Origin of the sequence: Enterococcus sp. 5B3_DIV0040, assembly GCF_002140755.1 — a bacterium.
Taxonomy (GTDB): Bacteria; Bacillota; Bacilli; order Lactobacillales; family Enterococcaceae; genus Enterococcus_D; species Enterococcus_D casseliflavus.
In genome coordinates, this window is record NZ_NGLC01000002.1 from 1,005,462 (window position 1) to 1,012,975 (window position 7,514).

At 45.1% G+C, this 7,514-nt stretch carries 5 protein-coding genes and 2 rRNA genes (1 of these 7 only partly in view); 5 read left to right on the top strand and 2 right to left on the bottom strand.

Annotation, left to right across the window (positions count from 1 at the left end):
• Nucleotides 1-3: 3 nt before the first annotated feature.
• Entirely contained in the window at nt 4-981 is a 978-nt protein-coding gene (locus A5883_RS17180) for an NAD(P)/FAD-dependent oxidoreductase (RefSeq protein ID WP_086339149.1), read from the bottom strand.
• 140 nt (nt 982-1,121) lie between these two features.
• Between A5883_RS17180 and A5883_RS17185 the strand changes: the two genes are divergently transcribed.
• Nucleotides 1,122-1,709, top strand: coding sequence for a peptidylprolyl isomerase (locus tag A5883_RS17185; protein ID WP_005227659.1), 588 nt, complete (start codon nt 1,122-1,124; stop codon nt 1,707-1,709).
• A 90-nt stretch (nt 1,710-1,799) separates the two neighbouring features.
• Here A5883_RS17185 and A5883_RS17190 read toward each other — a convergent pair whose 3' ends face one another.
• Nucleotides 1,800-2,981 (bottom strand): MalY/PatB family protein, encoded by a 1,182-nt coding sequence (locus A5883_RS17190; protein WP_086339150.1) that lies wholly within the window; start codon nt 2,979-2,981, stop codon nt 1,800-1,802.
• Nucleotides 2,982-3,074: 93 nt separating this feature from the next.
• On the opposite strand from A5883_RS17190, the gene A5883_RS17195 reads away from it, so the two are divergent.
• The 4 genes from A5883_RS17195 to A5883_RS17210 form a co-directional block, all read left to right on the top strand.
• Nucleotides 3,075-3,455, top strand: coding sequence for a CvfD/Ygs/GSP13 family RNA-binding post-transcriptional regulator (locus tag A5883_RS17195; RefSeq protein ID WP_005227662.1), 381 nt, complete (start codon nt 3,075-3,077; stop codon nt 3,453-3,455).
• Between the two features lie 67 nt (nt 3,456-3,522).
• Nucleotides 3,523-3,885 carry a hypothetical protein gene (locus tag A5883_RS17200; RefSeq protein ID WP_005227664.1) on the top strand — a complete coding sequence of 121 codons (363 nt, stop codon included), beginning with the start codon at nt 3,523-3,525 and terminating at the stop codon, nt 3,883-3,885.
• A 567-nt stretch (nt 3,886-4,452) separates the two neighbouring features.
• A 16S ribosomal RNA gene (locus tag A5883_RS17205) occupies nt 4,453-6,011 on the top strand.
• Between the two features lie 229 nt (nt 6,012-6,240).
• Nucleotides 6,241-7,514: ribosomal RNA gene (locus A5883_RS17210) — 23S ribosomal RNA — on the top strand; its annotated part runs 1,213 nt beyond the window's last position; the annotation flags it as partial.

Consider the following 7,514-nt stretch of genomic DNA (forward strand, 5'->3'; position numbering starts at 1 on the left):
CAGCTACTCCTTAAAAAGACTTGTACTATGAGCAGGTTGTGTCCGCGTTTTGGGATTAATGTAGTGGAGCGCATTGTTCACCGCGGTTGGGGCTTCCCCGAAACCAGTAGCGATCAGGTCGACTTTTCCATCGTATAAAACGACATCCCCACAGCCATAGATCCCAGGAATAGACGTGCTCATATCTGAAGAGACGAAGACTCCTTGGCGGCTGCTTTTCATGCCCCAATCCTTGATGTTCAATGTGGAAGAAAAACCGTAATTGACGATCAAAGCATCCAATGAAAGGCTGACTGTTTCATCACCCTTGACTTGCTGCAACGAGACGCCAGTCAAACGTTGCTCTCCTTGGATTTCTTGGATCACATAAGGAGTCAAAATGTTGACGGCAGAAGCTTGCAATTTGCTGACGCTATGTTCATGGGCACGAAATTCAGGACGGCGATGGATCAAGTAGACTTCACTAGCGATCGGCTCCAGCATCAATGCCCAATCGATGGCAGAATCGCCGCCACCGGCGATCGCTACTTTGCGTCCAGCATACTTCATCAAATCGGTGACAAAATAGTCTAAGCCGTATCCTTCAAACCGCTCGCTTTCTGGCAAAGTCAGTTTGCGCGGCTGAAAGGAGCCGTTTCCTAAAGCCAAAATCACGGCTTTCGAGTAATGGATTCCTTTGTCGGTGGTGACTTCGATATAGTCTTCTTGTTTTTCGACCGACAAGACGGTTTCTTCTAAACAATATTGGTGATTGAAGGTCGTCAACTGTTTTTCCAGGTTTTGGACAAGATCGCCCGCTTTGATTTTCGGATAACCTGGGATATCGTAGATGTATTTTTCTGGGTATAAAGTAGCAAGCTGACCGCCTAATTGCGGCAAGCTGTCGATGATCTTGGTTTTGGCGTTACGCATACCGGCATAGAAAGCAGAAAACATCCCGCTAGGTCCCGCGCCGATAATCGTTATATCAAAAATATCCATGTTATTCCTCTTTTCTAACCACGTTGGGGTGAAGCGTGTTCGTAGTGTACGAATAGCTTCATTATAGCAAAAATTATCCAAACTAGCATTTTTTCAATTTTCTGCTATCATGGATTTATGAGAGAGAAGGAGGAGTTAATGTGTCTGAATTTCCACAGTTAGCATTAGAAAAACAAACTGGCCATAAAGCAGTCATCAAAACCAATCGTGGGGATGTAGTTGTACAATTGTTCCCAGAATTGGCACCAAAAACAGTGAAAAACTTCGTTGAATTAGCGAAAAAAGGGTATTACGATGGGATCATCTTCCACCGTGTCATTCCTGATTTTATGATTCAAGGCGGTGACCCAACTGGCACAGGGATGGGCGGCGAAAGCATCTATGGTGGCAGCTTTGAAGATGAATTTTCAAAAGAATTGTTCAATCTTCGTGGCGCTTTATCCATGGCAAACGCTGGTCCGAATACTAACGGCAGCCAGTTTTTCATCGTAAACAATCAAAATGTTCCTAGCAACATGTTAGGTCAATTAGAAGGTGCTGGTTATCCAGCTGAAATCATCGAAGCGTATCAAGCAGGTGGTACTCCTTGGTTAGATTTCCGTCACACAGTTTTCGGTCATGTGATCGAAGGAATGTCAGTTGTTGATGAAATCGCTGGCGTGCAACGGGGACCACAAGATCGTCCGGTGCATGATGTAGTGATCGAAACGATCGAAATCAGCGAATAAAACAAAAGAACCCAAAAGCAGTTTCAACGGTCATCCTCAAGGAGATCGTTGAAATGGCAGCTTTAGGGTTCTTTTTTTCATAAGAAAGAGTTAACCGATCGGTTGGTCTTTAAACGCAGCGGCGATTTGATTGAGTGCTTTTTCTAATAGCTCTTTAGGACAGGCAAAGTTCAGCCGCATATGGTGACTGCCGTGGGGACCAAAGATATTTCCTTGATTCAATACGACATTGGCTTCTTTAATCAGTTTTCTTTGTAGCTGATTATCCGTTAGGCCATAGGCAGAAAAATCCAGCCAGATCAAATAAGTACCTTCGGGCTTTTGAAACGTCACTGCTGGGAGTTGTTCAGTCAAAAAGTCGCAGACAAAGGTGCGATTTGCTTCTAAATAGGACAAAAGTTCTTCTAACCATGCTTCAGATTCACGATACGCTGCTTCAGTAGCGACCAACCCAAACGTGTTGATTTCCCCTTGAACGTTGCGTTCTTGTGTTTTTGCAAATTGGCTGCGCAAGGTTTTGTCTTTGATGAATACCATCGAATTTTTGATCCCAGCTAAATTAAAGGTCTTGGTTGCTGAGGTCAAGATGATCGAAAAATCGGCAAAGCTTGGCTCGACTGTTTGGAAAGAGACAAATTGATTTGGTGCAAAAACGATGTCTTGATGGATCTCATCACTAACAACGACCACCTGGTGCTTTTGACAAATACGGCCGATCGTCAGCAGTTCTTCTTTTGACCACACGCGACCGCCAGGATTATGAGGATTACATAGAAGAAACAATTTTACCTTCTTTTCGATGATGGTTTGTTCCATCGCCTCAAAATCGATGACGAAGTGGCCATCTTTTTCCAATAATGGTTCTTGAATTAAGGTCCGCTGATTGTTTTTGACAACATGGGCAAAGGGATGGTAGACCGGATCGTGGATCAATACGGCATCTCCTTCTTGCGTATAACTTTGGATCGCCAGTGCAATACTAGGGACGACACCGCTGTTAAAAAGGATCGCTTCCTTATTGATGGTATAACCATGACGTCTTTGCTGCCAATCGATGATGGATTCAAGCAGCGAATCAGGGATGGTAGAGTACCCATAGATCCCTTGGGCAACTGCTTTTTCTAAAGCTTTTTTCACAGGTTCTGGTGCCAGAAAATCCATGTCGGCTACCCAAAGCGGCAACAAGTTTTCTTCCTTATAGGTTTTTGCAATGGTATCCCATTTGACGCTATTGGTATTTAAGCGCGGATGAACTTTGTCAAAATTGATCATGCGTTTCCCTCCTATATTGTGCAACGTTGTTTCTGATGCTTCAAATCTACCACTAGTTCAAGTATAATGAAAGTGGAAAAGAGAGGAAAGACTATGAATTATCAAATCGGGAACATTATAGAAGGAACAGTCACTGGGATTCAACCCTATGGTGCATTTGTTTCGTTAGATAAGGAAACACAGGGATTGATCCATGTTTCAGAGATCCAATCTGGGTTTACCAAAAATATCCATGAAGTCTTACAGATCGGGCAAAAGATCCGTGTACAAATCATTGATATTGACGAATACAGCCAAAAGATCAGTTTGTCCCGCCGTACATTGGAAACGAGTTTTGTTCAGCCACCCTTTAAGCGTAAACGCTACTTTACAAATAAGAATAAGCGGATCGGTTTTCGTACGATTGGAGAAGCTTTACCAGTGTGGGTGAAAGAGGCCAAAGAAATGTTAGAAAAAGAAAACAGCAGCAGATAATCGTGCATATTTTCTGAAAATGTGCTAAAATTAGTTTACAAACAGATGAATAACTGAGGTGGGTATTTTGGGATCCAAAAAAGTAGCGGGTACAGTTATGATGCACTTAGCAAATGGTTCGAAACGATTTTTGATGCAAATACACGAAGGCACTGCGGAATTAGCGTCAACGGATTTTTCTGAAGATAAAACCGGCTTGGCTACGATCTTACAATTGTTTAAAGACCGTATCCACCTTGATGTGACAGCGATCGAACTCGTTGAGCTCACAAATGGCAATATTGATACGCAAAACATTCCTTTATTTGTTTTTGAAACACAAGAAGCAGGACAAACGCAACAGCTGCCAGAAGGGTATGCGTGGGAAGAGCCCAATATCTTTCGTAAGATCATTGAAGACTACGAGATTGAAGGCGTTCCGTTCTTTTAGCACCTGAATATTAGCGAAAAGACTGAAGACCGTTACGACGGTCTTTTTTTATTGAAAACTTTTTGTAAATAAAATGAAATATTTCCTTGACCTGAGTCAAGAAGAATGGTAAATTAGTCAACGTTGGCAATTGAGCCAGCGGGTCAAAACAACAGTTGAAAAAACTTCAAAAAAAGACTTGACCAAAAATGCAACAGATGATATTATAACGAAGTCGCAATAATAAAACAGTTAATCAATGTTGATACATCAACAAAATTAATTGAAAAAAGTTGTTGACAAATAACAAATCATTTGTTATTCTAATTAAGTCGCTGAGACAGCCGCTACGAAGTTGAAAAACAACGAGCGAAAAAAAACTTTTTAAAAAAGAGTTGACAATCAAACGTCGCTCTGATATGATATAAAAGTTGCTAACACAGCACGGTAGACCTTTGAAAACTGAACAAAGCAAGCAAACGAACCAATGTGTAGGACGTTTCAATTTATTGAAACAAATACATGCAAGCAATAGCTAGCAAAGTTAATTTTTATGAGCTTAATGACCGTATGGTCATTCAAACAAATCATTATGAGAGTTTGATCCTGGCTCAGGACGAACGCTGGCGGCGTGCCTAATACATGCAAGTCGAACGCTTTTTCTTTCACCGGAGCTTGCTCCACCGAAAGAAAAAGAGTGGCGAACGGGTGAGTAACACGTGGGTAACCTGCCCATCAGAAGGGGATAACACTTGGAAACAGGTGCTAATACCGTATAACACTATTTTCCGCATGGAAGAAAGTTGAAAGGCGCTTTTGCGTCACTGATGGATGGACCCGCGGTGCATTAGCTAGTTGGTGAGGTAACGGCTCACCAAGGCAACGATGCATAGCCGACCTGAGAGGGTGATCGGCCACACTGGGACTGAGACACGGCCCAGACTCCTACGGGAGGCAGCAGTAGGGAATCTTCGGCAATGGACGAAAGTCTGACCGAGCAACGCCGCGTGAGTGAAGAAGGTTTTCGGATCGTAAAACTCTGTTGTTAGAGAAGAACAAGGATGAGAGTAAAATGTTCATCCCTTGACGGTATCTAACCAGAAAGCCACGGCTAACTACGTGCCAGCAGCCGCGGTAATACGTAGGTGGCAAGCGTTGTCCGGATTTATTGGGCGTAAAGCGAGCGCAGGCGGTTTCTTAAGTCTGATGTGAAAGCCCCCGGCTCAACCGGGGAGGGTCATTGGAAACTGGGAGACTTGAGTGCAGAAGAGGAGAGTGGAATTCCATGTGTAGCGGTGAAATGCGTAGATATATGGAGGAACACCAGTGGCGAAGGCGGCTCTCTGGTCTGTAACTGACGCTGAGGCTCGAAAGCGTGGGGAGCGAACAGGATTAGATACCCTGGTAGTCCACGCCGTAAACGATGAGTGCTAAGTGTTGGAGGGTTTCCGCCCTTCAGTGCTGCAGCAAACGCATTAAGCACTCCGCCTGGGGAGTACGACCGCAAGGTTGAAACTCAAAGGAATTGACGGGGGCCCGCACAAGCGGTGGAGCATGTGGTTTAATTCGAAGCAACGCGAAGAACCTTACCAGGTCTTGACATCCTTTGACCACTCTAGAGATAGAGCTTCCCCTTCGGGGGCAAAGTGACAGGTGGTGCATGGTTGTCGTCAGCTCGTGTCGTGAGATGTTGGGTTAAGTCCCGCAACGAGCGCAACCCTTATTGTTAGTTGCCATCATTTAGTTGGGCACTCTAGCGAGACTGCCGGTGACAAACCGGAGGAAGGTGGGGATGACGTCAAATCATCATGCCCCTTATGACCTGGGCTACACACGTGCTACAATGGGAAGTACAACGAGTTGCGAAGTCGCGAGGCTAAGCTAATCTCTTAAAGCTTCTCTCAGTTCGGATTGTAGGCTGCAACTCGCCTACATGAAGCCGGAATCGCTAGTAATCGCGGATCAGCACGCCGCGGTGAATACGTTCCCGGGCCTTGTACACACCGCCCGTCACACCACGAGAGTTTGTAACACCCGAAGTCGGTGAGGTAACCTTTTGGAGCCAGCCGCCTAAGGTGGGATAGATGATTGGGGTGAAGTCGTAACAAGGTAGCCGTATCGGAAGGTGCGGCTGGATCACCTCCTTTCTAAGGAATATTTCGGAAGACTACACATCGTTTGCCTTTGTTCAGTTTTGAGAGGTTTACTCTCAAACAAAATTTGTTCATTGAAAACTGGATATCGAAGAAATAATCAAAACAAGTAACACACACCGAGTTGAAATGTTAAAAGAGTTTTTTAATAAGTTCAACGCTTATTTTCTTGAGCAACCTTCTATCGCTAGAAGAAGTACTCAAAACCGACCGTAAGGTCAAAGGTTAAGTGAATAAGGGCGCACGGTGGATGCCTTGGCACTAGGAGCCGATGAAGGACGGGACTAACACCGATATGCTTTGGGGAGCTGTAAGTAAGCTATGATCCAGAGATTTCCGAATGGGGGAACCCAGCATCTTTTATAGGATGTTACGTCTGCGTGAATACATAGCGCAGTCGAGGTAGACGCAGAGAACTGAAACATCTAAGTACCTGCAGGAAGAGAAAGAAAATTCGATTCCCTGAGTAGCGGCGAGCGAAACGGGAAAAGCCCAAACCAACAAGCTTGCTTGTTGGGGTTGTAGGACTCCGATATGGTAGTCTATTCAGATAGTCGAAATACTTGGAAAAGTATGTCAAAGAGGGTAAAAACCCCGTAGGCGAAATTTGGATAACACCTAGGAGGATCCTGAGTACGGCGGAACACGAGGAATTCCGTCGGAATCCGGGAGGACCATCTCCCAAGGCTAAATACTCCCTAGTGACCGATAGTGAACCAGTACCGTGAGGGAAAGGTGAAAAGCACCCCGGAAGGGGAGTGAAATAGATCCTGAAACCGTGTGCCTACAACAAGTTAGAGCCCGTTAATGGGTGATAGCGTGCCTTTTGTAGAATGAACCGGCGAGTTACGATAGCATGCGAGGTTAAGTTGAAGAGACGGAGCCGTAGCGAAAGCGAGTCTGAATAGGGCGAATGAGTATGTTGTTGTAGACCCGAAACCATGTGATCTACCCATGTCCAGGTTGAAGGTGCGGTAAAACGCACTGGAGGACCGAACCCACGTACGTTGAAAAGTGCGGGGATGAGGTGTGGGTAGCGGAGAAATTCCAAACGAACTTGGAGATAGCTGGTTCTCTCCGAAATAGCTTTAGGGCTAGCCTCGGAATTGAGAATGATGGAGGTAGAGCACTGTTTGGACTAGGGGCCCATCTCGGGTTACCGAATTCAGATAAACTCCGAATGCCATTCATTCATATCCGGGAGTCAGACTGTGAGTGATAAGATCCATAGTCGAAAGGGAAACAGCCCAGACCACCAGCTAAGGTCCCCAAATAACTATTAAGTGGAAAAGGATGTGGGGTTGCACAGACAACTAGGATGTTGGCTTAGAAGCAGCCACCATTTAAAGAGTGCGTAATAGCTCACTAGTCGAGTGACCCTGCGCCGAAAATGTACCGGGGCTAAATAGTTTACCGAAGCTGTGGAGTGCACCATTAGGTGCATTGGTAGGAGAGCGTTCTAAGGGCGTTGAAGGCAGATCGTGAGGACTGCTGGAG

Bases quoted from the DNA above. Each gene is read 5' to 3' on its own strand.
- A5883_RS17195 (WP_005227662.1), top strand. From the start codon at position 3,075: ATGAATTATCAAATCGGGAACATTATAGAAGGAACAGTCACTGGGATT.
- A5883_RS17180 (WP_086339149.1), bottom strand. From the start codon at position 981: ATGGATATTTTTGATATAACGATTATCGGCGCGGGACCTAGCGGGATG.
- A5883_RS17190 (WP_086339150.1), bottom strand. From the start codon at position 2,981: ATGATCAATTTTGACAAAGTTCATCCGCGCTTAAATACCAATAGCGTC.